Consider the following 23,715-nt stretch of genomic DNA (forward strand, 5'->3'; position numbering starts at 1 on the left):
TCCTTGGGAGGCGCCGTGCCGCTCTCTGAGCACGAGCAGCGCCTGCTCGACCAGATCGAGCAGGCCCTCTACGCCGAGGACCCGAAGTGGGCCAATACCGTAAGGATCAGTGATCCGCGCAGCCACTACAAGCGCCGCCTGGTGAAGGCCTCCCTCGGCTTCATCCTTGGTGTCGTCCTGTTGATGGTCGGCGTCGTGATTCAACTCATCCCGCTCGGCGTCGGCGGTTTCGTGGTCATGCTCGCCGCGTGTCTGTGGGGTCTGTCCAGCTGGAAGCGGATGAACGGTTTCGGTGAGAACACCGCGACCGCATCCCCCGGCCAGCCGGAAGGAAGGATGAAGCGCCGCGGCGGCCCCCGCCAGGGCTTCATGGAGCGGATGGAAGAGCGCTGGCGCCGTCGTCACGACGAGCGCTGACCTCTCCGACATCCGCGACCGCGTGTGAGCCGCCCCCCGTCAGGGGGACGGCTCACATGATGAGCCAGGCGTTCACTTCGCCGACCTCCCAGGTCCTCACCCGTCCGGCAGCCGCGCGTGCCCCGGCATCCCGCGTACCGGGCGGGTTCCCTGCGAGGGGGATGACGCGCCAGGGCCCGCCGTGCCGGCACCGGCACGGCGGGCCCTGACCTGTCGGCCTTTCCCGCGGGTTCCGCCGTCAGGCGTTCCTGCGTGCCGCGCGTCCCAGCCGGATGTTCTCCAGGCGGTCGAACCCGTCCAGGACCCGGCCGCCCATCGCCCGCATCCGCAGCAGCGTGGACGGCGGCAGCAGCACCGCCCGGATCCTCCTGCCGCGGGACACGGTGGCCGCCAGCGCCCGCCGTACCCGCCGGACGTCCTCGCGGAGCGATCCCGTCGGGGCCGGGGTCCTGGCGAAGAGCATCCGCTCCACCGCCTCGGCGATCTTCGCCATGGAGGCGGTGGCCTCGGCGTCGAACTCGTACTGCTCGCTCAGCCGCCGGGCCAGCGCCCGCGGGCTCTCGCTCGGCCGGCGCGTCATGCCGTAGTCGCACAGGGCGTCGTCGAGCTCCGCCCAGGCCGCCGTCACGGTGGCCTGCCCGAGATTGCTCCTGACCGCGACGATGGGAGCCGACCCCTGCGCCGCCTCCACCTGCACCGTGTCCCTGGAGTAGGCGCGGCGGCGGCGCAGCCGCAGCTGCCAGCGGATCATCCCGGGGACGAGAGCGATCAGCAGCAGGGCCGCGACCCCGATGCCGATCTTCACGGCCAGCGGCATCTCCTCCTCGACCGGGAGGAACGCGCCGCCGAGCTCGCGGTCGAGCATCGGGTTGCGCGGGGTGTCCGCCGCCTGGCCGGGGGTGTCGGAGCTGGTCGGGGCCGAGCTGGGGCTCGTCGTCGGCTCGTCGTCCCCGCCGGTGGTGACCTCCGGCTGGCTGTAGATCGGACGCGTCGCGCTGCCCTGCCCGGTGGGACCGTTCGGGGTGGGCTCGAAGCGCAGCCAGCCCGCGCCCTCGAAGTACAGCTCCGGCCAGGCGTGGGAGTCGCGGGTGCCCACGTTCCACTGCCCGGAGTAGTTGACGCCGCCGGTGTAGCCGACGGCCACCCGCGAGGGGATGCCCAGGACCCGGGCCAGCACCGCCATCGAGGCGGCGAACTGCTCGCAGTACCCGGCCCGGCTGCGGATCAGGAAGTCCGTCAGCGCGGTGCCGCCGTGGCCCTGCGTGGCCAGGTTGTAGGTGAACCCGCCCGTGGTGGTGAAGAACTCCTGGAGCTGGATCGCCTTCTCGTAGGGGGTGGCGTTCGCGTCGGTCTGGTCCTCGGCCAGCTGCCGGATCTCCGGAGGCAGGTTCTCGGGCAGCCGCAGGTACCGCTCGTTGATCGGCTGCGGGGCGTTCCCGACGGTCTTGAGCAGGTCCGCGGTGGGCTTGGGCTCGGTGCTGGTGACCCGGTAGGTCAGCCCGCGGGCGTCGTCCCGGGTGGAGAACACCATGAGCGTGTCGCGGTCGGGCCGCCAGTCGCCCTCGATCCGGACCTGGCTGGCCGGGTACGGCAGAGGCAGGAACTTCATGTTCTCCACCTCGTCGCTGACCGAGACGTCGGTGGTCACCGAGGCCGCGGGCATGGACGGGCTCTGGCCGGGGGCCGGGGGCATCGGGCCCTCGAAGGTCCGGTCCTCCGGGCGGCCCTGGGTGGGCGACATCGTCCACTGCTCGCCGTCGAAGATGTCCAGTGAGTACAGCCGCAGATAACGGGGCGCCCCGTCGCTGGTGTTGTAGGTCAGGACGGTGGAGTTGGCCGGCAGCGAGAGCTCTCCCCGCAGGTTGACCATGGGGTTGGGGATGCTGATCGAGTTGCCGCCCCTGCCGTTGCCGCTGCCCACGCCGAACCCGAACAGCGGGTCGGGCTCCAGGGTGGGCACCAGCGAGGGCAGCAGGATCGCCAGGATGATCGCGGTGAAGCCGACCCGCTTGCCCGACAGGCGCAGGGTCGTGGTCTCCGCGGCCGGGCGTGGGGCGACGAAGGACGGGGCCCGGCGCACCAGCACGGCCCGGCCCCAGTGGGTGACCCGCTCCTGGCCGTCGGCGGCCAGCAGGCCCAGGAAGCCCAGGGCGGCGACGACGACCGTCGGCCAGCTCAGCGGGTCGTCCATGAACGAGGCGGGCACCACGAACAGCGACAGCAGCGGCAGCCCGGCCAGCGCGCTGCGCCGCAGCCGGACCGCGAACAGGTCGACCAGGATGGCGATCAGGCCGACGCCGGCGCAGGTCAGCAGGACGATCCCGGCGTTGTCCGGGACCGGGACGGCGAAGCGCTGGATGTCGGCGAACCCGGTGAGCACCAGCCCGGCCAGCTCGATGAGCGACTCCTTGGTCGGCACCACCCCGGCCCACGCGGCGTCACCGGTGAACACCGCGGTCAGATAGATCCAGACCGCGACCAGCTGGGCCGCCGGGACCAGCCCGTTCGGCACCGTGTAGCGGCTGGCCAGCATGCCGACCCCGGTGACCACGAGGATGATCCCGAGGCTCGCCCAGAACCAGGTGCCCTCCTGGAACAGGGGATAGAGCGAGAGCGCGACCGCTCCGGTGGCCGCGCCCGCCGCGATGGGAAGTCTCATGAGCCGCCCCCGCTGAGTGCGAATCGTCCCCGCTGGGCGGCGTCCGGCCACGCGTCCGCGATCGAGGCGCCCGCGGGCAGCCGTACGATCCGCCAGCCCGCACCGGCGAGCACCGCCTGCGCCGCCCGGTAATCCTGGTTGTCGGCGAGGTCGGGCCGCTCCCAGCCCGCCACGTCCAGCATGACGGCCACGCCGGTCACGTTGCCGTGCCTGAGCCTGGCCAGGGCTTGGGCCTCCTCGACGGTCACGCCGCCGAGCACGGCCACGATCAGGCCGTCGCCGCCGCCCTGCCGCAGCGCGCTGATGCCGTACTCCAGCGACCGCGCCGAACTGGTCCGCACCACCGCGAGGGTGTCCAGCAGCGACCAGCTCAGCCCGCTGTCGGTCAGGTGCTCGGCGCCCTGGTCGGTGACCAGCCGCAGCCCGAGACCCTCGTGGGCCAGGTGCACCCCGATGGAGGCCGCGGCCGAGACCGCCACCTCGAAGGAGGAGCGGGGGCCCTCACCCCGGTGCGCGTACCTGCGGGTGTCCAGCAGCAGAGCGCCCCGGCTCTGCCACTGCTGCTCCTCGCGCCGGACCATCAGCTCGCCGTACCTGGCGGTCGAGCGCCAGTGCACCCGCCGCAGGTCGTCGCCCTGGCGGTACTCGCGCGGCGCGACGTCGTCGTCGCCCGCGGCCGCCACGCTCCTGGTACGGCTGTCGCCCCCGCCCGTCCACTCGCCGGACAGGCGCACGTGGGGCAGCGCCACCACCTGGGGTGTCACCACCAGGGTGTCGCTGACGGTGAACGACCGGGTCAGCTCGACCAGGCCGAAGGGGTCGCTGATCCGGATGGACAGGGGGCCGATGGTGAAGCGGCCCCGCAGGTCGGAGCGGACCCGGTAGTCGATCTCCCGCACGCCCCGCGGCTCCACCCGGTCCAGGACGAACCTGGGGCGGGCGCCGAGCGCGTACGGGACGGTGTCCTCGATCATGAGCAGGCCGGTCGGGAGCCGGGTGACGTTCTCCAGGCGCAGAGTTACGGTCGCCTCGTTGCCGACCTCGGCCCGGGGCGGGTCCAGCCGCCGCGCGCAGCTCAGCCGGTAACGGGTGCGGGCCACCACCATGGCGGCCAGCAGCGGCAGGGAGACGATCAGCACCCCGACCCTGAGCAGGTCGTGCTCGCCCAGGAAGAAGGCGCACAGCAGCGCCGCGGCGCCCGAGGCGAGGAAGGACCTGCCGCGGGCGGTGAGCGCCTTCAAACCCGTCATCGCGTCACCGCCCCGTCCGGCGTGGTGCGGACCCGTGCCCGCGGAGCGCCGGATCGGCCGCTCATCTGGCCTGCGTCTCGGGGACGGGCACCCGGCGGACCAGGTCGGCGATCACCTGCTCCGGCAGGCGGCGCTGGCCCTGCGCCTCGACGCTGGGCAGCAGGCGGTGGGCGAGGACCGGCACGCACAGGGCCTGCAGGTCGTCGGGGATGACGTAGTCGCGCCCGGCGAGCGCGGCGTTGGCCCGGGCGGCGCGGACGAGCTGCAGGGTCGAGCGGGGCGAGGCGCCCAGGCGCAGGTCCGGGGAGTGCCGGGTGGCCGTCACCAGGTCGATCGCGTACTTCTTGATCGGCTGGGAGACGTAGACCGCGCGCACCGCCTCGATCAGCGCCTTGACCTCGGTGGTGGTGGCGACCGGTTGCAGCTTGTCGATCGGGGAGGTGGCGCCGTGCACGTCGAGCATCTCCAGCTCGGCGGCGGGCTCGGGGTACCCCATCGCGATCCGCGCGGTGAAGCGGTCGCGCTGCGCCTCGGGCAGGGGATAGGTGCCCTCCATCTCGATCGGGTTCTGGGTGGCGATGACCATGAACGGCGAGTCGAGCCGGTAGGTCGTGCCGTCGACGGTGACCTGGTGCTCCTCCATGCACTCCAGCAGGGCCGACTGCGTCTTGGGCGAAGCACGGTTGATCTCGTCGCCGACCACGATGTTGGCGAACACCGGGCCGGGCTTGAACTCGAACTCCCGGGTCTGCTGGTTGTAGGCGCTCACGCCGGTGATGTCGCTCGGCAGCAGGTCAGGGGTGAACTGCACGCGGCGTACCGGACAGTCGATGGATCGTGCCAGCGCCTTGGCGAGCATGGTCTTGCCCACGCCCGGCACGTCCTCGATGAGCAGATGACCCTCCGCGAGCAGAACGGTCAGGGTCAGGCGCACGACGTCGCTCTTGCCCTCGATGACCGACTCGATCGCCTCGCGGATCCGGTGCGCGGTGGCAACCAGATCGTCGAGGTGAGGTGGGACGTCATGGGTTACTGCCACCAGGCCTCCATGAGGGTGCGGCGGTTTCGCGCCGGGGGTACGTAGTACAACGGGGCCTTTGGGGCCCTTTTTCTATTGTGAGTACCGACACTACGACTCTGCGGGTTCCAGGGCGACTTTATGCGGTCATCGAATCCGTTTTCGGGTGAACGGCTGACGCTGGGGCGGACATCCCTTATGACCTCCTGCGGCGGACGTACGGCCCCGCGATGCGAGCCGGCGCTCCGGCCGTTCTCCACCCCCCTCCACCACCGTTCACCACCGTCCGGCGGACGTGTGATCGTCCGGCCGTCCGGGGCCGTTCCGACACGCCCGTCACGTGTGGGGGGTCCCTATACCCACCCCACTCAGCTCCACCCCTCCTGACCTGGGGGAATATCGGCCAATTCGGACGTGGACACAGGTGGAATCAGTTGACGGTGGAGAGAAGTGGAGTATGGTGGTGCGCAGTGGAGGGCAGGGGCTGTGGAGGAGCAGTGCAGCGCTGAGCACTCCGCTAGGCACGGGAGGTGGGTCCGGTGTTCCTCGGCACCCATCATCCGCGCCTCGACGACAAGGGACGGCTGTTCCTGCCGGCGAAGTACCGTGAGGAGCTGGCGGAGGGTCTGGTGATCACCAAAGGCCAGGAGCGCTGCCTCTACGTCTTTCCCGTAGAGGAGTTCAGGCGCATCACTGAGGCTTTGCGCACCGCGCCGGTGACCGCCAAGGCGGTCCGCGACTACAGCCGTGTCTTCTTCGCCAGCGCGTCTGACGAGGTCGCCGACAAGCAAGGACGTATCACCATCCCGCAGGCACTGCGCGAATACGCCAGCCTGCGACGCGACTGCGTGGTCATCGGAGCCAACACCCGGTTGGAGATCTGGGACGCGCAGGCCTGGGACACCTATCTGGCCGACCAGGAGCAGGCTTTCTCCGATCTCTCGGAGGAGGTGCTGCCAGGGATTCTGTGATTTCACGGCCGACTTATCGGTGAACACGTCGTTCGGCGAGGTCTCCACCCGCAACCAGCCGCACGTCAGCTGATGCACCTTCCCCGGTGTCAGGTGGCGAGCGGATACGCGGGTGCGGATGGGGACCTGGCCGGGCGGCCCGCAGTGGGGGCCGATAAGAGCCTTTTCCGACAACCCCATGCTCTGCCGCGCGGCGTCTCCGAGGCGCCGCGCCGCTTTGTCACCGTGGTCGGGAAGAGGCCGCACCGCACCGATGAGGATCCGCCGCATATTCGTGAGTGAGGCGGTGGAAGAGGGGGTAGCGCTTCATGCGCGCCGAGAACGACAGGTCCGACCAGGCTCCGGGTGTGGGGGGCGGGCCCGGCGGGGCTCCCGCCGACGGGGCCGAGCGGTCGCCGGGCGGGCACGTGCCCGTGATGCTGGAGCGGGTCCTGGAACTGCTGGCTCCCGCACTGGAGCGGCCCGAGCCCGTCGTCGTCGACGCCAACCTCGGTCTCGGCGGTCACGCGGAGGCGCTGCTGGCCGCGCACCCCTCGCTGCACCTCGTCGGGATCGACCGCGACCCGACCGCGATCGAGCGCTCCACGGCCCGGCTGGCGCCGTACGCCGACCGGATCACGCTGGTGCGCGCGGTCTCGGACGAGCTCCCCGAGGTCCTGGCCCGGCTGCGCCGTCCCCGCATCGACGGCGCCCTGTTCGACCTGGGCGTCTCCTCGCCCCAGCTCGACGAGGCCGGACGCGGCTTCGCCTACTCCTACGACGCCCCCCTGGACATGCGGATGGACCGGGACCAGGAGCTGACGGCCGAGACGGTCGTCAACACCTATCCGGTCCCCGAGCTGATCCGGATCCTGCGCGATTACGGCGAGGAAAGATTCGCCCCGCGTGTCGCGAACCTAATCGCAAAGGAAAGGGGCAGGGAAGCCATAACGTCGACCAAGCGGCTTGCGGAAATCGTCCGTACGGCGATCCCCGCCGCTACCCGGCGGACCGGGGGAAACCCCGCGAAGCGAACTTTTCAGGCGTTGAGGATCGAGGTGAACGCGGAGTTGACGGCCCTGGAACGTGCGCTGCCCGCGGCGCTCGACGCCCTGACGCTCGGCGGGCGCGTCGTCGTGCTCGCCTACCACTCCCTCGAGGATCGGCTCACCAAGCAGGTCCTCACCGCGCGGACCAGGGACACCGGCCCGGTGGGCCTGCCCGTCCCGTTGCCGGAACACCAACCGCGGTTCGCGCTCGTGACGAGGGGAGCCGAGCTCCCGAGCGAAGAGGAGGTGGCCCGCAACCCGCGGGCGGCCTCCGCCCGATGCAGGGCGGCAGAAAGGATCCGTGAGGCAGTTGACGAGGAGTGAGCCAGACGTCCGCCGCGCCGCACCAGGCCGTGGCGGGAGACCCGTGCGCCTCCCCCGCGCGAACCCGCGGAGCCGCAGGCCCGGGCCGGTCCAGACCGCGCCCGAGACCCGGCCCGCGTCCCAGGGTCCCGTCGAGGCTCAGGTCCCGGTCGCGGCCCCGGCCCCGGTCCGGAGCGGGGCGCCCCGGCGCGCACGCGCGCCGCGGGCTCCCTTCGTCCTGCTCCTGGTCGGCCTGCTCTGCGGCGGGCTGGTCACGCTGCTGCTGCTGAACACGGTCCTGGCCCAGGGCTCCTTCCAGGAGAGCCAGCTGCGCAACGAGATCAAGAAGCTCAGCCAGGCCGAGGAGGAGCGCAGGAACGTCATCCTGCAGCTGGAGATGCCCGATCGGCTCTCGAAGAGCGCCGAGGGCCAGGGGCAGCAGCCCGGCTGGGAGAACTCCGACGTGATCACCCTCGACGGCTCCACCGGCACCGGCCAGACGCCCGCGGGGCAGGAGCCGGTGGGCGCGGGCCGATGAAGGACAGCGGCGGCCGCGGCCCGGGCCCGGGCCGCGGAGGATCCGGCCGCCGCGGCCCCGGCCGTCCCGAAGGGCAGGGCCGGCCCGGCGGCGAGGGGCAGGGGCGGCCCGAGGGTCCCCCCGGCAGACCGGCCAGACCCGCCTCCTCAGGCTCCGGCGGCCAGGGCGGCCCCGCCCGGCCGAGGCGCCCCGGGCCCGCCGAGGGCAGGGGCACGCCGGGCCGTCCTCCGCGCCCGGAGTCGTCCGGCAGGCCGGGACGCCCCGAGGGCCCGGGCGGATCGTCACGCTCCGACGGCCCCGGTCGTCCTTCGCGTCCCGAGTCGTCCGGCAGGTCTCCGCGTCCGGACGGTTCCGGCCGTCCCTCACGCTCGGAGTCGTCCGGTAAGCCCGGGCGCCCCGACGGTCCGGGTGGGCCTTCGCGCTCGGAGTCGTCCGGCAGGTCTCCGCGTCCGGACGGTTCCGGCCGTCCACCGCGCTCCGAGTCGTCCGGCAGGCCGGGGCGTTCCGAGGGCCCCGGCCGGTCGCGTTCCGACGGCCCGGGTGGGCCTTCGCGCTCCGACGCCGCAGGCAGGTCCCCGCGTTCCGAGGCGCCGGGCAGGGCGTCGCGTCCCGAGCCGTCCGGCAGGGCGCGCCCCGACGGGTCCGAGGTCCGGCCCGGGCGTGCTCCGCGGACCCAGCGGCCGGGCGACGGGCAGCACACCGATCCCGGGCGGCCGCAGGGGCTGCGGACCGGGGCGCCGCGCGTTCCCGGGCGACGGCCGCCGGGGGGCGGGCCGCCGAGGCCGCCGGCGCGCACGCCGGCCGTACTGCGCCTGGGCAACCCGAACAGGCGGATCAACATCGGCCTGATCGTCATGACCTTCGTGCTGTCGATCTTCGCCGGGCGCCTGGTCCAGCTCCAGGGCCTCGACTCCAAGGTGTACGCCGCGGAGGCGGCCGAGCAGCGCATCCGGGGAGAGAAGATCACCGCCAGGCGCGGCTCGATCACCGACGTCAACGGCCACGAGCTCGCGCTGACGGTCGAGGCGCGCGAGCTGTTCGTCGACCCCTCGGTCATCCCGGCCGCGCAGCGGGACCGGGTGGCGACGGTGCTGGCCGCCGACCTGGGCCGGCCGAAGGAGGAGATCGCGGCCAAGCTCGCCGACCCGAAGAAGCGCTACGTGCCCGTCGCGACCGTCACCCCGGCCGTGGCCGACAAGGTGCTGGGCCGTGAGTTCAAGGGCGTCGGCAGCAAGCACGAGTACCGCAGGGACTACCCCGGCGGCGACCTCGCCGGCACCCTGCTCGGCTTCGTCGGCGACGACGGCAACGGGCTGACCGGCCTGGAGCTCCTGCACGACAAGCTGCTGGCCGGGCAGGACGGCGAGCAGGTCATCGAGACCGGGGCCAAGGGGCAGCGGATCCCCATGACCCACACCACCATCCGGACCCCGGTGGAGGGCCGCGACGTGCGGCTGACCATCGACCGGGACATCCAGTGGGCCGCGCAGAAGGCGATCTCCGAGCAGGTCGCCGCCACCGGCGCGCGCACCGGCAGCGCCATCGTGATGGACGTGCAGACCGGTCAGGTGCTGGCCGTGGCCAACGCCCCCGAGCTGGACCTGAAGAACTGGGAGAAGACCTCCGCCGACGACTGGGTCAACCGGGCGGCGTCCGACGTCTTCGAGCCCGGCAGCACCAACAAGGTGATCACCGCCGCCGCCGCGCTGGAGTCGGGCGCCGTCCGCCCCGACACCGTGTTCACGGTGGACGACGAGATCAGGTGCGCCGACCGCACGCTGCGCGACTCCCACCCGCACCCCGTCGAGCGGCTGACCTTCTCCGGCGTGGTCGCCACCTCCAGCAACGTGGGCACGATCCTGGCCGCGCAGAAGGTGGGCGACCAGAAACTCCACGAGATGATGCGGCGCTTCGGGTTCGGCGCCAAGCCCGGCGCGGGGTTCTACGGCGAGGAGGCCGGGCTGCTGCCGTCGTGGGAGAAGTGGTCGGGCAGCCAGCGCTGCACGGTCGCCTACGGACAGGGCGTCTCGGTCACCGCGCTCCAGACGGCCAGCGTCTACCAGACCATCGCCAACGGCGGGGTGCGGGTGACGCCCTCGATCGTGGCCGGCACCACCGACGAGAACGACGCGCTCGTGCCGGCGGCACCGGGCAAGCGGACCCGGGTGGTCAGCGAGCGCACGGCCAGGCAGGTCACCGGGATGCTGGAGGCCGCCGTCGGCGCGGACGGCACCGGTACGATGGCCGCGATCGACGACTACCGGGTGGCCGGCAAGACCGGCACCGCGATGCGGTACGACGCCGCCTGCCAGGGCTACTGCGGCTACACCGCCACCTTCGTCGGCTTCGCCCCGGCGGACAAGCCCCGCCTGGTGGTCCTGGCGGTGATCCAGGACCCCCACAAGGGCTACTACGGTGGGGAGATCGCCGCCCCCGTGTTCAAGAAAGTGATGACGTTCGCGTTGAAGAGCAAGAAGATCCCGCCGACCGGAACCACCCCGCCGACGGTGCGGATACGCGCCGGGGAGTGAGCGGGAACGATACGCTCTCGCCGTGCGTCCCCCGTCGTCCATGCGACCCTCAACCAGCCCGCCCCGGCCGCTGTCCGGGCTAGCGAGCCTGCTCGGCGCGCCTTCCGGCACGTCCCGGGCGCCGCTGGCCGCGGTCTCCGGAATCACCATCGACTCGCGCCAGGTGCGGCGCGGCGACCTCTACGTGGCCCTGCCCGGCGCCACGGCCCACGGCGCCGACTTCGCCGCCCAGGCCCTGGCCGCCGGCGCCGCGGCGATCCTGACCGACCCGGCGGGCCGCGGGGCCGCGGTCGCGACCGGACTGCCCGTGCTCGTCGTGCAGGACCCGCGGGCCCTGCTCGGCCAGGTCTCCGCCTGGGTGTACGGCGAGCCCGCCGAGGACGTCATGGTGATCGGGGTGACCGGCACCAGTGGCAAGTCCACCACGACCTTCCTGCTGGAGGCCGGGCTGCGGGCCGCGGGACACCGGGCCGGGCTGATCGGCGGGGTGGAGATCCACGCCGGGGAGCTGCACTTCGCGCCCAAGCTGACCACACCCGAGGCCAGTGACCTGCAGGGCCTGTTCGCCCTGATGCGCGAGCAGGGCGTCACCGCCGCCGCCATGGAGGTCTCCAGCCACGCGCTGGCCCTGGGCCGGGTCGACTCGGTCTTCTACGACGTGGCGCTGTTCACCAACCTCTCCCAGGACCACCTGGACTTCCACAAGGACATCGACGACTACTTCGCCACCAAGGCCCGGCTGTTCACCCCCGAGATGAGCAGGGTCGGCGTCGTCAACGTCGACGACGCCCACGGGCGGGAGCTCCTCGGCCTGGCCAAGATCCCGATGACCTCCTTCTCCGCCCAGGGAGCCCCCGAGGCCGAGTGGCGGGCCGTGGACGTGCGTCTGGGCAGCGACGGCAGCGCCTTCCGGGTGGTCGGCCCCGGAGGCGTCGAGGAGGGCGCCTCGGTCGCCCTGCCCGGCCCGTTCAACGTGGCCAACGCGCTCGGCGCGATCGTCTCCCTGGTCGAGGCCGGGGTGCCGCTGCACACCGCGGTGGCCGGGGTGGGCACCCTGAACGGGGTGCCCGGCCGGATGGAGCGCGTCCCGGGCGGCGAGGACTTCCAGGTCATCGTCGACTACTCGCACAAGCCGGGGGCGGTGGAGTCGGTGCTGCGCTCGCTGCGCCAGGTCACCGCGGGCCGGCTGACCGTGGTGCTGGGCTGCGGCGGCGACCGCGACAGGGGAAAACGCCCGATGATGGGGGAGGCCGCCGCGCGCCTGGCGGATGTGGCCATCCTCACCAGCGACAACCCCCGCTCCGAGGACCCGCTGCGGATTCTGGCCGAGATGATGGACGGAGTCCTCGGCGTGCCCGGGGAGGAGCGCGCACATGTGATCATTGAGCCGGACCGGGCCGCGGCCATCGATCTGGCCGTCGGCCGGGCGGGCTTCGGCGACGTCGTCGTCGTGGCGGGCAAGGGCCATGAGCAGGGTCAGTACGTCGGCGGCGAGGTTCTCCCGTTCGACGACCGGCAGGTGGTGGCCGACGCGATCGTCAGACGGCGCAGCCGGACCGGGCGCCGAAGCACATACGGAGAGTAGGGAAGCCGCATCATGATCCCGTTGCCACTGGCCAGGATCGCCGAGATAACCTCCGGCGCCCTGACGGGCATGGCCGACCCCCGCGCGGTGGTGCGAGGCCCGGTCGTCATCGACTCCAGGGCCGCCGTACCGGGGTCGCTGTTCGTCGCGTTCAAGGGCGAGCGGGCCGACGGGCACGACTTCGCCGCCCAGGCGGTGGAGGCCGGGGCCGTGGCCGTACTGGCCGAGAAGCCGGTGGAGGTCCCCGCGGTGATCGTCAGTGACACGCAGGCCGCGCTGGCGGCCCTGGCGACGGCCGTCTGCGCCGAGCTGCCGCAGTCCACGGTCATCGGCGTCACCGGTTCGGCCGGCAAGACCAGCACCAAGGACCTGCTGGCCCGGCTCACCGCCAGGATCGGCCCGACGATCGCCCCGGTCGGCTCGTTCAACAACGAGATCGGCCACCCGCTCACGGTGCTGAAGGCCGATGAGACCACCCGCTACCAGGTGCTGGAACTCAGCGCCAGGAACGTCGGGCACATCGCCGACCTGGCCCGCATCGCCCCGCCGAAGATCGGCGTGGTCCTCAACGTCGGGACCGCCCACCTGGGGGTCTTCGGCGGCAAGGAGGCGATCGCCAAGGCCAAGGGCGAGCTGGTGGAGGCGCTGCCGGCCGACGGCGTGGCCGTACTGAACGCCGACGACCCGCTGGTGGCCGCGATGGCCGAGCGCACCGCCGCCCGGGTCACCTGGTACGGCCGGGCCGAGTCCGCCGCCGTGCGGGCCGAGGAGGTGACCCTCGACGAGCGGGGCCGCGCCTCCTTCACGCTGCGGACCCCCTCCGGGGCGGCCCCCGTCACGCTGCGCCTGTACGGCGGGCACGCCGTCGAGAACGCCCTGGCCGCCGCGGCCGCCGCCTACGAGCTGGGCCTGCCGGTGGCCACCATCGCCGAGGAGCTCTCGCAGGCCGAGCCCCGCAGCCGCTGGCGGATGGAGGTCACCGACCGCGCCGACGGCGTCACCGTGATCAACGACGCCTACAACGCCAACCCCGACTCCATGCGCGCCGCCTTCGGCGCCCTGGACGCCCTGGCGGGCGCCCGCCGCCGCTTCGCCGTCGTCGCCTCCCTGCGCGAGCTGGGCCAGGAGAGCGACACCCTGAACGAGGGGGTGGGCCGCCTGGCCGGCGAGGCGGGCCTGACGGGCCTGATCGTCGTCGGCGGGAACGCCGGGCCGATCCTGACCGGCGCCCGCGCCGCCGCGGCCCGGCTGCCGGAGGGGGAGCGGCCCGTGGTGACCCACGCCCCCGACGTGGCGGCGGCCACCGCGGAGCTGCACGAGGTGCTCGCCTCCGGCGACGTGGTCCTGATCAAGGGACCGCGCGCCGCGGGGCTGGAACGCGTGGCCGAGGCGCTGCTCGGAGGTGACAGCCGGTGAGGGACATCCTCATCGCCTCGGCGGTCTCCCTGCTGCTGTCCATCTTCGGCACGCCGCTGGCGATCCGCCTGTTCTCCCGGCGCGGCTACGGCCAGAGCATCCGGGAGGAGGGGCCGTCCGGGCACCACGACAAGCGGGGCACCCCGACCATGGGCGGCACGGTGATCGTGATCGCCGCGCTGATCGGGTTCGCGTGCGCGCACCTGATGTCCTGGACCCCGCCCACGATCTCCGCGGTGCTGGTGCTGTTCCTGATGACGGGCCTGGGCGCGGTCGGCTTCCTCGACGACTTCATCAAGATCTACAAGCAGCGCAGCCTCGGCCTGCGCAGCGGCGCCAAGGCGCTCGGCCAGCTCATCGTCGGCGCGGTCTTCGCGGTCCTGGTGACCCGTTTCCCGGACGCCTACGACATCACCCCGGCCGAGACCCGGCTGTCGTTCCTACGGGACTTCGGGCCCTCGATCGGCCTCGTCGGGTTCACGATCTGGGTGCTCATCATGATCGTGGGCTTCTCCAACGCGGTGAACCTCACCGACGGCCTCGACGGCCTGGCCAGCGGCGCCACCGGCGCCGTGCTGGCCTCCTACATCCTGATCGGCAACTGGCAGCTCCGTAACAGCTGCACCGCCCAGCTCGGGCCGAACTGCTACTGGGTGCGCGACCCGCTGGACCTGGCGGTGGTCGCCGCGGCCGTGCTCGGCGCGCTCATCGGCTTCCTGTGGTGGAACGCCCCGCCCGCCAAGATCTTCATGGGCGACACCGGCTCGCTGGCCCTGGGCGGCGTCATCGCCGGTCTGGCCATCACCACCCGCACCCAGCTGCTGCTGATCATCCTGGCCGGCATGTGCGTGGTCATCACCACCTCGGTGATCGTCCAGGTCGGCTTCTTCAAGATGACCGGCAAACGGGTGTTCCGCATGGCCCCGCTCCAGCACCACTTCGAGCTGGCGGGCTGGGCGGAGACGACCATCGTGGTCCGGTTCTGGATCATCGCCGGTCTCTGCGCCGCCGCCGGGCTCGGCCTGTTCTACGTGGAGTGGGTGCCCAAGTAGCCCACAGCGGTCCACAGCGACCTGCGCCCGCCGGAACGCTCCTCCCAGTAAGGACCTGTCGTTCGAATGATCTGTGTTTTGGGTGCCGGTGTCTCCGGCGCCGCCGCCGCCCGGCTGCTGGCCCGGCGCGGCGAGCGGGTGGTCGTCCTGGAGGGAAGGGACGGGCCGCGGCAGCGAGCCGCCGCCGCGGAACTGGCCGAGGCCGGGGCCGAGGTGCGCTTCGGCGAGCCCGAGGAGGTCCCCGAGGGCACGTCCCTGATCGTCGCCACCGGCTGGCCGCCGCACCACCCGCTGCTGGTCCGCGCGGCCGAGGCGGGGATCGAGGTGATCGGCGAGGTCGAGCTGGCCTGGCGCCTGCGCCCCGCCGGCGCGGCGCCGTGGCTGGCGCTGACCGGCACCAACGGCAAGACCACCGCGGTGCGGATGCTCACCTCGATGCTGATCGCGGCCGGCCACAAGGCGCTGGCGGTCGGCAACGTGGGCGTCCCGGTGGTGGAGGCCGTGGCCGAGCCGTACGACGTGCTGGCGGTGGAGCTGTCCAGCTTCCAGCTGCACCGTTCGCCCGGGGTGGCGCCGCTGGCCGCCGCGGTGCTCAACCTCGCCCCCGACCACCTCGACTGGCACGGCTCCATGGAGGAGTACGCCAGGGCCAAGGGCGAGATCTTCGCCAGGGCCGGGACGGTCGTCTACAACGCCGACGACGAGTGGTCGGCCCGCCTGGCCGAGCCGTACCCCGGCGCGGTCGGCTTCACCCTCACCACGCCCCGGATCGGGCAGATCGGCGTGGTCGAGAACCTGCTGGTGGACCGGGCGTTCGTGGACGACCCCGTGCACGCCGCCGAGGAGCTGGCCACGCTGGAGGACGTGCGGCCCTTCGCGCCGCACAACGTCTCCAACGCGCTGGCCGCCGCCGCCCTGGCCAGGGCCTACGGGGTGCCCGCGGCGGCCGTACGGCAGGGGCTGAGCGACTTCGTCCCCGACCCGCACCGGATCGCGCACGTCGCCCGCGTGGGCGGGGTCGACTACGTCGACGACTCCAAGGCCACCAACCCGCACGCCGCCGCCGCGTCGCTGGCCGCCTACTCCTCGATCGTCTGGGTGGCCGGCGGGCAGCTCAAGGGCGCCGACGTCGAGGACCTGGTACGGCGGGCCGCCCCCCGGCTGCGCGGCGCGGTGCTCCTGGGCGCCGACCGCGAGCGGATCCGGCAGGCTCTGGCGCGACACGCCGAGAACGTCCCCGTGGTCGAGGTGGCCGGGCAAGACACTGGGGTCATGGACCGTGTCGTCGTCGAAGCCGCCAGGCTCGCCACCCCCGGAGACACCGTGCTGCTGGCCCCGGCCGGCGCCTCCCTGGACATGTTCACCGGATACCCGGCCCGCGGGGAGGCGTTCGCGCGGGCCGTGCGCCGTCTGGCGGACCCGGACCCGGACCCCGAGGCGGGCGGCGGACGGGGCGGAGAGTGACCGCCGGCGCCGAACAGGCGCAGGCCGCTCCCGCGGCGGAGCTCAGGAGCGGCCTGACCCGCCTGCGCGAGCTGCTCGGGCGCCCGCTGCTCTCCTACCACCTGCTGCTGGGCGTCAGCGCGCTGCTGATGGCGCTGGGGCTGATGATGGTGCTGTCGGCCTCCAGCGTCGAGGCGCTGCAGGAGGTCGGCGACCCGTTCTACTGGTTCTTCAAGCAGTCGATCTCGGCCTCGCTGGGGATCCCCATCATGTGGATCTGCTCCCGGCTGCCGGTGCGCTTCTTCCGGCTGGCCGGCTATCCGCTGATGGCGCTGTCCATCATCGGCCTGACGATCGTGCTGTTCGTCGGCACCTCCCAGCTCGGCGCCCAGCGCTGGATCGACCTCGGGCCGATCTACCTGCAGCCGTCCGAGCCCGCCAAGCTGGGCCTGCTGCTGTGGGGGGCCGACCTGCTGGCGCGCAAGGCGCGCAACGGCAGGATCGAGTGGCGCCACCTGTTCATCCCGCTGATGCCGGGCACCGCGCTCATGGCCCTGCTGGTCATGCTGGGAAGCGACCTCGGCACCACGATCATCCTGATGGCGATCTTCCTGGCGCTGCTGTGGGTGGTCGGGGCGCCGCTGAAGCTGTTCGGCGGGATCCTGGGGGTGGCGACGCTCGCCACCATCGTGATGATCAGCACCGAGGGCTACCGCTCCGACCGGATCGAGGGCTGGCTCCGGCCGTGGGCCAACGCCCAGGGCACCGGCTACCAGGCGGTGCAGGGGCAGATCGCGATGGGCAGCGGCGGCTGGTTCGGGCTCGGCCTGGGCTCCAGCCGGGCGAAGTGGAGCTGGATCCCGCACGCCGAGAGCGACTTCATCTTCGCCATCCTCGGCGAGGAGCTCGGCCTGATGGGCACGCTCGTCGTGGTCACCCTGTTCGGCCTGGTCGGCTACGCCGGGCTCCGGGTCGCCACCCGGGTCAAGGACCCGTTCGTCCGGCTCGCCTCGGCCGCCGCGGTGGCCTGGATCACCGGCCAGGCCATCGTCAACATCGGCGCGGTCATCGGCGTGCTGCCCATCACCGGCATCCCGCTGCCGCTGGTCTCCTACGGCGGGTCGTCGCTGCTGCCGACCCTGGCCACGCTCGGAATGCTGCTGTCGTTCGCCAAGCACGAACCCGGGGCGCGCGAGGCTCTCGCCGCCCGTGGCCCCGGACCGGCGGCTCGGGCTCTAAGCTGGCTTGGCCTGGGCGCCCGGGGATCGACGCGGCGGCCGGGTCCCCCAAGACGATGAGTTCGACGACATAAGCGAAAGGACCGACCTGATGAGAGTGGTCCTCGCCGGCGGCGGTACGGCCGGTCACATCGAACCGGCCCTGGCCCTGGCCGACGCGCTGCGGCAACTGGATCCGAACATCGGGATCACCTGTCTCGGCACCGAGCGGGGCCTGGAGACGCGGCTGGTCCCCGCTCGCGGATACGAGCTGCAGCTCGTGCCCGCCGTACCCCTGCCCCGCTCGATCACCCCCCAGCTGCTGACCGTGCCGGGGCGCCTGGCGGGCGCCATCAACACGGCCGCGCAGATCATGGACCGGGTGCGGGCCGACGTCCTGGTCGGCTTCGGAGGCTACGTGGCGACCCCCGCCTACCTGGCCGCCCGGCGGCGCGGCGTGCCGATCGTGGTGCACGAGGCCAACCCCCGGCCCGGCCTGGCCAACCGTCTCGGCGCCCGGCTGACCGACCACGTGTTCACCGGTCACCTGGAGACGCCCCTGCCCAAGGCCGAGCACATCGGCATCCCGCTGCGGCGCGAGATCGTCGGGCTGGACCGGCTGTCCATGGGCGACAAGGCCCGCTCCTGGTTCGGCCTGGAGGCCGACCTGCCCACGCTGCTGATCACCGGCGGCTCCCAGGGCGCGCGCTCGCTCAACCAGGCGGCCCTGGCCGCGGCCCCGGCGCTGCGCCAGGCCGGCATCCAGGTGCTGCACGTCATCGGGCCGAAGAACACCCTGGAGCAGGAGCCCCCGCCCGGCGACCCGCAGTACGTCGTGCTGCAGTACGTCGACCGGATGGACCTGGCCTACGCCGCCGCCGACTTCGCGCTGTGCCGCAGCGGCGCCATGACGTGCGCCGAGCTGACGGCGGTGGGCCTGCCGGCGGCCTACGTCCCCCTGCCGCACGGCAACGGCGAGCAGCGGCTCAACGCCGCGCCGATCGTGCAGGCGGGCGGCGGGATCATGGTCGACGACGCCGATCTGAGCCCCGACTGGATCATCCGGAACGTCCTGCCGATCCTGTCCGACCCCGAGCGCGTGGTCGCCATGTCGGAGGCCGCGGCCCGGATGGGACGCAAGGACGCCGACACGGCGCTCGCCAGGCGGGTGCTCCAGGTCGCGGCGCAGGGGAGGGGTTGAGGATGGACGGAGGACGAGGAGCGGTGAGCGGCCGATGAGTCTGGTCAAGTTGGTGGATCCTGTCGCGGCCGAGGAGCTCGGGCGGGTCCACTTCATCGGGATCGGCGGGGCCGGGATGTCCGGCATCGCCCGCATCCTGCTCAAGCGGGGGGTCCAGGTCTCCGGCAGCGACGCGCGCGGCTCCGACATGGTGATCGCCCTGCGCGAGCTGGGCGGCGTCGTCCACATCGGCCACGCGGCCTCGAACATCAAGAACGTGGACACCGTCGTGGTCTCGACCGCGATCCGCGACTCCAACCCGGAGCTGGGCGAGGCGCTGCGGCAGGGCCTGCGGGTGATCCCCCGGGCCGCGGCGCTGGCCTCGGTCATGTCCGGCCGGGTCGCGGTGGCGGTGGCGGGCACGCACGGCAAGACCACCACCACCTCGATGCTCACGGTGGCGCTGCAGAGCTGCGGCGCCGACCCCTCCTACTGCGTGGGCGGCCAGCTGGTCACCACCGGCCTGGGCGCCGACGAGGGCACGGGCGAGGTGTTCGTCGCCGAGGCCGACGAGAGCGACGGCTCCTTCCTCATGCTCGCCCCCGACATCGCGGTGGTGACCAACGTCGAGCCCGACCACCTGGACAACTACGGCGACCCGCGCGCGGTCTACGACAGCTTCGCCCGGTTCGTCGAGCGGATCGGCACGACGCTGGTGGTCTGCCTCGACGACCCCGGATCGGCCGAGCTCGTCCCGCAGGCCCGGGCGCGCGGTCTGAAGGTCATCACCTACGGCGAGACCGAGGAGGCCGACCTCCAGGTGACCGGCATCGCCCCCGACGGGATGGGGATCTCCTTCGAGATCCGCGGTCAGGGACGGGTCAGGCTGGCGGTCCCCGGCCGTCACAACGCCCTCAACGCCGCCGCGGTCATCGCCGTGGCCGCGGAGCTGGGCGTGCCCTTCGAGGCGATCCGCGAGGGGCTGGCCGCCTTCACCGGGGCCAAGCGGCGCTTCGAGGCCAAGGGCGAGGCCGGGGGAGTGGCGGTCTTCGACAGCTACGCCCACCACCCCACCGAGCTGGCCGCCGACCTGCGCGCCGCGCGGGACGTGGTGGCCTCCTTCTCCGGATCGGGCCGGGTCATCGCCGTCTTCCAGCCGCACCTGTACTCCCGCACCCGGTTCTTCGCCGAGGAGTTCGGCACGGCCCTGGGCCTGGCGGACGAGGCGATCGTGCTGGACGTCTACGGCGCCCGGGAGGATCCCGAGCCCGGCGTCTCCGGAGCCCTGGTGGCGGGCAAGGTGCCGCTCCCGGCCGAGCAGGTCGCCTACGCCCCGCTGCGCGAGGAGGTCCCGGCCCTGGTGGCCGGCCGGGCGCGGCCCGGCGACATCGTCCTGACCATGGGCGCCGGCGACGTGACCGAGCTGGGGCCCCGGATCGTCGCGGAGCTGTCCGACCGGTGACCGTGAGGGCCGGGCGCGTGAGGGGGATGCGATGACCTGGACCGAGGACGGCCCGGAGGCGGGGGAGGCCCGGCGGGGCGCGTCGACGCGGGACCGCGGTCTCCGGGCCCCCGGACGGGGGAAGGGCGGCCCGCGGTCCCCGGACCGGGAGGAGGACGGCTCCGGGCCTCTAAGGCGCGACGCCGCCGGAGCCCCGGGACGTGACACCTCCGGGGCCGTGGGGCGTGAGGCTTCCGGGTCTGCGGGGCGCGACGTTTCTGAGGCTGCAGGGCGTGAGGCTTCCGGGTCTGCGGGGCGCGACGCTTTTGAGACCGCGGGGCGCGATGCCGCCGGAGCCTCGGGGAGTGACACCTCCGGGTCTGCGGGGCGCGATGCCGGCCGGCGGTCCGCCGGGCGGGCCGCGCGGCGCGGTGGCGGGGTGTGGCGCACCGCCTTCCTGGCGCTGCTGACCGTGGGGGTCGTGGGCACCGCCGCCTGGCTGGTCTTCGTCTCCCCGGTGCTCGGTGTCCGGGAGATCCGGGTGGTGGGCAACGTGGACGTCCCCGCCCCGCAGATCCGGCAGGCGGCGGGCGTCGCCGACGGCACGCCCCTGGCCACCGTGGACGTCGCCGAGGTGCGCGACCGGGTCGCCGCGATCCGGCAGATCGAGTCGGTACGGGTCGGCCGCGGCTGGCCCGGCACGCTGGAGATCGCGGTCGTCGAGCGGGAGCCGATAGCGGTGATGCCGGTGGGCGGCAAGGTCGCGCTGGTCGACCGGTACGGCGTGGTGACCGAGATCAGGGCGGTCACGCCGCCGGCCCTGCCGGTGCTGCGACTGAGCCGGCCGGGCGATCCCGCCTCGACGGCGGCGCTGGCCGTGGTCGACGCGCTGCCGCCGGAACTGGCCGCCCGGGTCGCGGAGGTGATCGCGCCCACCGCCGAGACGGTCTCGCTGCGCCTGCGCGACGGCCGCTCGGTGCTGTGGGGCGGGCGCGACCGCCCCGCCGACAAGGCCAGAATCCTCACTACGCTGCTGAAACGCCCCGCGGACACCTATGATGTGAGCTCGCCGGACGTTGTGACGGTGCGGTGAGCGCGGCTTCCGCGGCGCCCTGCGGGCGCCCACGCGGGACCTCTGGCGAAAAGGACAGGCTGCGACACGCCGGGCGCACTTGCGGCGCGGTTAGTTGACCCGCCCGGAGCGTAGCTCCTACTGTCCGTATCAATCCTCAGGTTGACATAAATCTAAATCTCAACTTGAGGTTGAGGGTTGAGAAAACGACGGCACGACCCCGTGCCGCATGAAATTGCAAGTCAACGAGCGGAAAGGCCCCTCGTCGTGGCAGCACCGCAGAACTACCTCGCGGTCATCAAGGTTGTAGGAATCGGCGGAGGCGGAGTCAACGCCGTCAACCGGATGATCGAGGAGGGACTCAAGGGCGTCGAGTTCATCGCCATCAACACCGACGCCCAGGCGCTGCTCATGAGTGACGCCGACGTCAAGCTGGATGTCGGGCGCGAGCTCACCCGCGGTCTCGGCGCGGGGGCCAACCCCGAGGTCGGCCGCAAGGCGGCTGAGGATCACCGCGAGGAGATCGAAGAGGTCATCAAGGGCGCCGACATGGTGTTCGTGACGGCCGGGGAGGGCGGTGGCACGGGCACCGGCGGCGCCCCGGTGGTGGCGAACATCGCACGGTCCCTGGGCGCCCTGACCATCGGCGTGGTGACCCGGCCCTTCAGCTTCGAGGGCCGCCGCAGGGCGATGCAGGCCGAGGCCGGCATCGAGACGCTGCGCGCGGAGGTCGACACCCTCATCGTGATCCCGAACGACCGGCTGCTGTCGATCTCCGACCGCCAGGTGAGCGTGCTGGACGCCTTCAAGGCGGCCGACCAGGTGCTGCTCTCCGGTGTCCAGGGCATCACGGACCTCATCACCACCCCGGGTCTGATCAACCTCGACTTCGCCGACGTGAAGTCGGTCATGTCCGACGCGGGCTCGGCGCTGATGGGCATCGGTCACGCCCGCGGCGACGACCGCTCGGTCGCGGCGGCGGAGATGGCGGTCTCCAGCCCGCTGCTGGAGGCCAGCATCGACGGCGCCCACGGCGTGCTGCTGTCGATCGCCGGCGGTTCCGACCTCGGCCTGTTCGAGATCAACGAGGCGGCCCAGCTCGTCTCCAACGCGGCGGCGCCGGACGCCAACATCATCTTCGGTACGGTCATCGACGACGCCCTCGGCGACGAGGTGCGGGTCACGGTGATCGCGGCCGGGTTCGACGACCCGCCCGCGGGCAGCAAGGCCGCCGCCCCGCAGGCGGCCGCCCGCCCGCAGACCGCCCGCCCGGCGACCCCGCCCCCGGTGGCGGCCCGCCCGTCGACCCCGACGGTGAAGAGCGAGGTCCGGCCCGAGCCGAGGACCGCGCAGGCCGCCGCGCCCCCGCCGGTGCGCACGGTCGCGCCGCCGCCCCCTCCGGTCACCCCGCCGCCTCCTCCGGTCACTCCGATGACGTCCGCGCCCGCTCCGCAGGCCGAGCCCCAGCCCGTCCCGCAGCCGCAGCCGGCCCCGCCGGTGGAGCAGCAGCCGGAGCCGCAGCGTGCCGAGGAGCCCGCGGCCCCGCCGGTGTCTATCCCGCGGCCCACGCCCGAGCCGCCGCAGCCGACCCCGATCCCCGCACGGCTCCCCGACCCCGGCCGCAGGACCCGGGTGATCTTCGAGGAGCAGGAGGAAGAGCTGGACGTACCGGACTTCCTGAAGTGATATTGCTCACGGCGGGGCGGGTGCCGACCCGGTCTGTCGTGGGCGTCACAATGGTTTCCGCCTGTTTGTCTGCATTCGAGCGGCGGAGACGTGACGGAAGAGAAGCGACGGGACCAGATCGCGGCCGCTCTGGCCGAAGTCGAGGCGAGCATCGCCGAGGCGTGCCGGGCGGCCGGCCGTGCCCGCGAGGAGGTGACCCTCGTCGCGGTGACCAAGACCTATCCGGCCTCCGACGTGCGGATCCTGGCCGATCTCGGGATCCGGCACGTGGGCGAGAACCGCGACCAGGAGGCCGCGGTCAAGGCGCACGAGTGCGCGGATCTCGGCCTCACCTGGCACTTCGTCGGGCAGTTGCAGACCAACAAGGCCCGTTCCGTGGTCGGCTACGCCGATGTCGTGCACTCGGTGGACCGCCCGCGCCTGGTCGAGGCGCTCAGCCGGGAGGCGGTCAGGGCGGGGCGCGAGGTCACCTGCCTGGTGCAGGTCGCGCTGGACGACGACCCCGGGCGGGGCGGCGCCCGGCAGGCGGATACGGCGGCCGTGGCCGACGTCGTGGCCGGCGCCCCCGGGCTCCGGCTGGGCGGGGTGATGGCCGTGGCGCCGCTGGGCGAGGATCCCGCCAGGGCGTTCGCACGCCTGCGGGACATCGCCGAGTCGGTGCGCGCCGCCCACCCCGGCGCCGGGATCATCTCGGCGGGGATGAGCGGCGACATGGCCGAGGCGGTGGCCAACGGCGCGACACACCTGCGGGTCGGTACGGCGTTGCTCGGTCGTCGCAAGCCCTTAGTCAGGTAATGTCCCTTCAAGTGGGCCTTGGCGTTCACGTGTCCCGGACAGTGGTCGATCGGCGGTGGGCTGCAAGGGGGGAAGGCTGCCACCCCGAGCCAATCGGAGTAAGGCGGAGGAAG

Annotated in this window: 18 protein-coding genes; 15 read left to right on the forward strand and 3 right to left on the reverse strand. The window is 72.8% G+C overall.

Annotated features, from left to right (window positions below):
• Positions 1–15 precede the first annotated feature (15 nt).
• Entirely contained in the window at positions 16–417 is a 402-nt protein-coding gene (locus tag Pta02_RS21860) for an SCO2097 family morphological protein (RefSeq protein ID WP_203876755.1), read from the forward strand.
• A gap of 238 nt (positions 418–655) precedes the next feature.
• Here the strand turns inward: Pta02_RS21860 and Pta02_RS21865 are convergent, their stop codons facing one another.
• The 3 genes from Pta02_RS21865 to Pta02_RS21875 form a co-directional block, all read right to left on the reverse strand.
• Positions 656–3,076, reverse strand: coding sequence for a transglutaminase TgpA family protein (locus Pta02_RS21865; protein ID WP_203876756.1), 2,421 nt, complete (start codon positions 3,074–3,076; stop codon positions 656–658).
• Positions 3,073–4,326: a DUF58 domain-containing protein gene (locus Pta02_RS21870; RefSeq protein ID WP_203876757.1), complete on the reverse strand. Its 1,254-nt coding sequence runs from the start codon at positions 4,324–4,326 to the stop codon at positions 3,073–3,075. The genes Pta02_RS21865 and Pta02_RS21870 overlap by 4 nt, the downstream gene beginning before the upstream one ends.
• A 61-nt stretch (positions 4,327–4,387) precedes the next feature.
• Positions 4,388–5,365, reverse strand: a complete 978-nt coding sequence (locus Pta02_RS21875; protein WP_203876758.1) for an AAA family ATPase — start codon at positions 5,363–5,365, stop codon at positions 4,388–4,390.
• 518 nt (positions 5,366–5,883) lie between these two features.
• On the opposite strand from Pta02_RS21875, the gene mraZ reads away from it, so the two are divergent.
• From mraZ to Pta02_RS21945, 14 genes are all read left to right on the forward strand, one after another.
• Positions 5,884–6,315 (forward strand): division/cell wall cluster transcriptional repressor MraZ, encoded by a 432-nt coding sequence (gene mraZ / locus Pta02_RS21880; RefSeq protein WP_203876759.1) that lies wholly within the window; start codon positions 5,884–5,886, stop codon positions 6,313–6,315.
• A gap of 308 nt (positions 6,316–6,623) precedes the next feature.
• On the forward strand, positions 6,624–7,667 hold the full coding sequence (gene rsmH, locus Pta02_RS21885; protein WP_373872408.1) for a 16S rRNA (cytosine(1402)-N(4))-methyltransferase RsmH: 1,044 nt from the start codon (positions 6,624–6,626) through the stop codon (positions 7,665–7,667).
• A gap of 43 nt (positions 7,668–7,710) precedes the next feature.
• The gene (gene ftsL, locus Pta02_RS21890; protein WP_203876760.1) at positions 7,711–8,184 is read left to right on the forward strand and encodes a cell division protein FtsL; all 474 of its coding nucleotides are present in this window, start codon (positions 7,711–7,713) and stop codon (positions 8,182–8,184) included.
• 854 nt (positions 8,185–9,038) lie between these two features.
• On the forward strand, positions 9,039–10,715 hold the full coding sequence (locus Pta02_RS21895) for a peptidoglycan D,D-transpeptidase FtsI family protein (protein WP_203876761.1): 1,677 nt from the start codon (positions 9,039–9,041) through the stop codon (positions 10,713–10,715).
• A 40-nt stretch (positions 10,716–10,755) separates the two neighbouring features.
• Positions 10,756–12,300, forward strand: coding sequence for a UDP-N-acetylmuramoyl-L-alanyl-D-glutamate--2,6-diaminopimelate ligase (locus tag Pta02_RS21900; RefSeq protein WP_203876762.1), 1,545 nt, complete (start codon positions 10,756–10,758; stop codon positions 12,298–12,300).
• A gap of 12 nt (positions 12,301–12,312) precedes the next feature.
• Positions 12,313–13,716, forward strand: coding sequence for a UDP-N-acetylmuramoyl-tripeptide--D-alanyl-D-alanine ligase (locus tag Pta02_RS21905; protein ID WP_203876763.1), 1,404 nt, complete (start codon positions 12,313–12,315; stop codon positions 13,714–13,716).
• Positions 13,713–14,768 (forward strand): phospho-N-acetylmuramoyl-pentapeptide-transferase, encoded by a 1,056-nt coding sequence (gene mraY, locus Pta02_RS21910; RefSeq protein WP_203876764.1) that lies wholly within the window; start codon positions 13,713–13,715, stop codon positions 14,766–14,768. The genes Pta02_RS21905 and mraY overlap by 4 nt, the downstream gene beginning before the upstream one ends.
• Positions 14,769–14,834: 66 nt before the next feature.
• Positions 14,835–16,232: a UDP-N-acetylmuramoyl-L-alanine--D-glutamate ligase gene (gene murD, locus Pta02_RS21915; protein ID WP_203876765.1), complete on the forward strand. Its 1,398-nt coding sequence runs from the start codon at positions 14,835–14,837 to the stop codon at positions 16,230–16,232.
• Complete coding sequence (gene ftsW / locus Pta02_RS21920) at positions 16,229–17,509, forward strand: putative lipid II flippase FtsW (RefSeq protein WP_203876766.1); 1,281 nt, start codon at positions 16,229–16,231, stop codon at positions 17,507–17,509. The genes murD and ftsW overlap by 4 nt, the downstream gene beginning before the upstream one ends.
• A gap of 31 nt (positions 17,510–17,540) precedes the next feature.
• Positions 17,541–18,629 (forward strand): undecaprenyldiphospho-muramoylpentapeptide beta-N-acetylglucosaminyltransferase, encoded by a 1,089-nt coding sequence (gene murG, locus Pta02_RS21925; RefSeq protein WP_203876767.1) that lies wholly within the window; start codon positions 17,541–17,543, stop codon positions 18,627–18,629.
• Positions 18,630–18,663: 34 nt separating this feature from the next.
• Positions 18,664–20,070, forward strand: a complete 1,407-nt coding sequence (gene murC / locus Pta02_RS21930) for a UDP-N-acetylmuramate--L-alanine ligase (protein WP_203876768.1) — start codon at positions 18,664–18,666, stop codon at positions 20,068–20,070.
• A 418-nt stretch (positions 20,071–20,488) separates the two neighbouring features.
• Complete coding sequence (locus Pta02_RS41340) at positions 20,489–21,142, forward strand: cell division protein FtsQ/DivIB (RefSeq protein WP_239131136.1); 654 nt, start codon at positions 20,489–20,491, stop codon at positions 21,140–21,142.
• Between the two features lie 246 nt (positions 21,143–21,388).
• Complete coding sequence (gene ftsZ / locus Pta02_RS21940) at positions 21,389–22,807, forward strand: cell division protein FtsZ (RefSeq protein WP_203876770.1); 1,419 nt, start codon at positions 21,389–21,391, stop codon at positions 22,805–22,807.
• A 90-nt stretch (positions 22,808–22,897) separates the two neighbouring features.
• Positions 22,898–23,602, forward strand: coding sequence for a YggS family pyridoxal phosphate-dependent enzyme (locus Pta02_RS21945; protein WP_203876771.1), 705 nt, complete (start codon positions 22,898–22,900; stop codon positions 23,600–23,602).
• The last annotated feature ends 113 nt before the right edge of the window (positions 23,603–23,715 follow it).

This window comes from Paraplanobispora takensis (assembly GCF_016863195.1).
Lineage (GTDB): Bacteria > Actinomycetota > Actinomycetes > Streptosporangiales > Streptosporangiaceae > Planobispora > Planobispora takensis.